This is a genomic window from Longimicrobiales bacterium, from assembly GCA_035764935.1.
Taxonomy (GTDB): domain Bacteria; phylum Gemmatimonadota; class Gemmatimonadetes; order Longimicrobiales; family RSA9; genus DASTYK01.
On record DASTYK010000169.1, the window covers coordinates 1 to 2618 of the forward strand.

General features: G+C 70.1%; 3 protein-coding genes. All 3 read right to left on the reverse strand.

The window, feature by feature from the left end; translation table 11 throughout:
* Nucleotides 1-735 (reverse strand): tetratricopeptide repeat protein (locus tag VFU06_15130; GenBank protein HEU5210726.1); only part of this gene is annotated, 735 nt, incomplete at its 3' end.
* Complete coding sequence (locus VFU06_15135; protein HEU5210727.1) at nt 735-1352, reverse strand: chemotaxis protein CheC; 618 nt, start codon at nt 1350-1352, stop codon at nt 735-737. The genes VFU06_15135 and VFU06_15130, both read right to left, overlap by 1 nt.
* Before the next feature lie 7 nt (nt 1353-1359).
* A partial coding sequence (locus tag VFU06_15140; protein HEU5210728.1) for a chemotaxis protein CheW occupies nt 1360-2618 on the reverse strand: 1259 nt, incomplete at its 5' end.

Genomic DNA, 2618 nt, shown 5'->3' on the forward strand with positions numbered 1-2618 from the left:
CGCGCGCGCAGCCCGCTCCTCGAGGCCGAGCTCGCCGTAGACGAACGACAGCAGGTGAAACGCATCCGCCAGCATCGCGTCCAGTGCGACCGCACGCTCCAGTGCATCGCGCGCCTCGTCCGGTGCACCGCTCCGGTACAGCACGGACCCGACCTGCAGCTGCAGCCGCGGGTTGTCCGGGTCGAGCGCGGCGGCACGCCTGAGCGAGGCGAGCGCAGCGTCCTGATCGTCGCGGCGCAGGTGCGCACGCGCGATCTGCTCGTGCACGTGCGCGTCTTCCGGCCGGCGACGCAGCACGTCGCCCCACTCGGCGAGTGCACCGTCGGGATCGCCGGTGTAGAGCAGCACGCGGGCGAGACGGTCACGCGCCTCGACGTCGTCCTCGTTCGCCTCGAGCCGCGCATGCAGCTTCTCGATCAGCTCGTCGAAGTAGCCGGTGCCGAAGTACGCGATATGCAGGTTGCGCTCGGCGACCTGCATGTCCGGATCGATCTCGATCGCGCGCTCGAAGTGCGCGACCGCGTCGCCGTACATGCCCTTGTTGTAGTAGACGACGCCAAGGTTGTTGTGCGCTCCCGCATCGTACGGGTTGATGCGCCGCGCCAGGCCGCGCAGGATCTCGACGTCGCGCTGCGAGCGGGGCTGGGCCGCGCTGCCCGTCTGTTTCGCCTCGTCCGCACCACGATCCGTCCATGGCAGCGTGGCCGCTGCGGGGGAGGCCGCTGTCTCGCTCATCACACCAGCCGCAGCGCGCGCAGCAGCACCTTCAGCGACGCGCGATCGGGAATCAGGAGAAAGTGCGCCGGCAGCTCTGCCGAGCCTTCCATGTGCATGGTCACGTTGACGCAGAACACGTCGTCGGTCGTGTCGCCGAAGTTGATATAGGTCGTCGCGAGCACCGCGGCGGCCATGTCGATCGCGAGCGCGGGAACGGACATGATGAGCAGCATGCCCATGAAATCCGACAGCGCATTCAGGTATGCGCCGACGATGATGTTGCCGACCTCCTTGAGCGTGGACTGCTCCAGCTCGCCGAAGCCGTCCGGGAAACCGGGATCGTCACGCCCCAGCAGCATGCCCGCCAGCCGCGACGCCGTCGGTGCCGGGAAGACCTGCACCGTGCGGCCCGTGATGTCGCCGAGAATGCGCATCAGCACGGCCGATACGACCTCGTCCGGCTCGCCGACGACCGTGCCGACGTCCTGCAGCCGCAGGATGCTGACCTCCGGCACCTCGATCGAGACACGCCGGCCGGTGAGCTGCGACAGCGCTGTCGCCGCGTGACCGGCTCCGATGTTCGCAACTTCGCGAAGTCCGTCGAGCTGCCTGGTTTGCAGGCCGCGCAGATCCATTGCGTCCTCAGATCACGCTGAGTGGATCGAGCACCAGCGCCGGCCGGCCGTCGGCCAGCAGCGTGGCACCGGAAAAGATCGGCAGTGTCCCTGCCGCCGCATCGAACGTCTTCACCAGGATCTGCTCGTGCCCGACGATCTCGTCGAAGCCGAGCGCAATCCGCCGCTGCCCCAGCTCCGCGACGATGGCAGCACGCTCGGTACGCACGTGCCGGCTTCCCAGCACGCGCGTCATGCGAACCAGCGGCAGCGCCTCCTCGCGCAGCTTCACGTATTCACCCCCCGGGGTTCGCCGCTCGATCGCGCCCTCCAGTTCGATCGCCTCGCTGATGTGCGTGAGCGGCACCGCGTACTCCTCGCCGTCGACCCGGACCAGCAGCGCGCGCGCGAGCGCGAGCGTGATCGGCAGCCGCAGCGTGAACGTCGTGCCGCGGCCGGGCTCGGTGCTCATGTCGATCGCACCGCCCAGCGCGCGCACCCTCGAAAGAACCACATCCAGGCCCACGCCCCGCCCCGACAGCTCCGTCACCTGCTCTGCCGTCGACAGGCCGGGGTGCGCCATCAGCCTGAGCAGCGCATCGTCGTCGTGCGCAGCGGCCTCCGCTTCAGCGGCGAGTCCCGCGAGGCGTGCCTTCTCGAGCACACGCTCGCGTGCGACACCGCGGCCATCGTCCTCCAGCGCGATCCGCACGCTCGCTCGCGCACGCTCCGCACGCAGCACGATGCTGCCCCGCGCCGGCTTGCCCGCCGCGACGCGCTCCGCCTCGGGCTCGATCCCGTGATCCACCGCGTTGCGCAGCAGGTGCAGCAGCGGATCCACGACATCGTCCAGGATCGAGCGATCGATCTCGATCCCCTCGCCCTGGACCCGGAAGTCGACCTCCTTCTCTGCGCGTCGCGCCGCGTCGCGCACCACGCGCGGGAACCGCTCGAACGCTTCGCCGAGCTGCACCATGCGCACCGACAGCACCGCATGCTGCAGATCCGAGAGCAGCGCGCTCAGCCGGCTGACCGCGTCCGCGCTGCCCGCGCGGTCGCCGAGCTCCTGGCGGAGCCGGCGCTCCAGCAGCGACAGCTCGCCGATGCCGTCCGCAATCTCGTCGAGACGGCGCTGGTCCACGCGGACCTGCACTGCACGCGGCGCCTCCGTGACGACCTGCCCCGGACGCGCAAGCGGCTGCACGGACGTCGCGTCCTCGAACACGACGTCCTGCACCTCGCCCGCTCCGCGGATCACCGCCTCCAGCTCGGTGCGCTCCACGCTCG

Coding starts and splice junctions, on each gene's coding strand:
- VFU06_15135 (HEU5210727.1), bottom strand. CDS start 1,352: ATGGATCTGCGCGGCCTGCAAACCAGGCAGCTCGACGGACTTCGCGAA.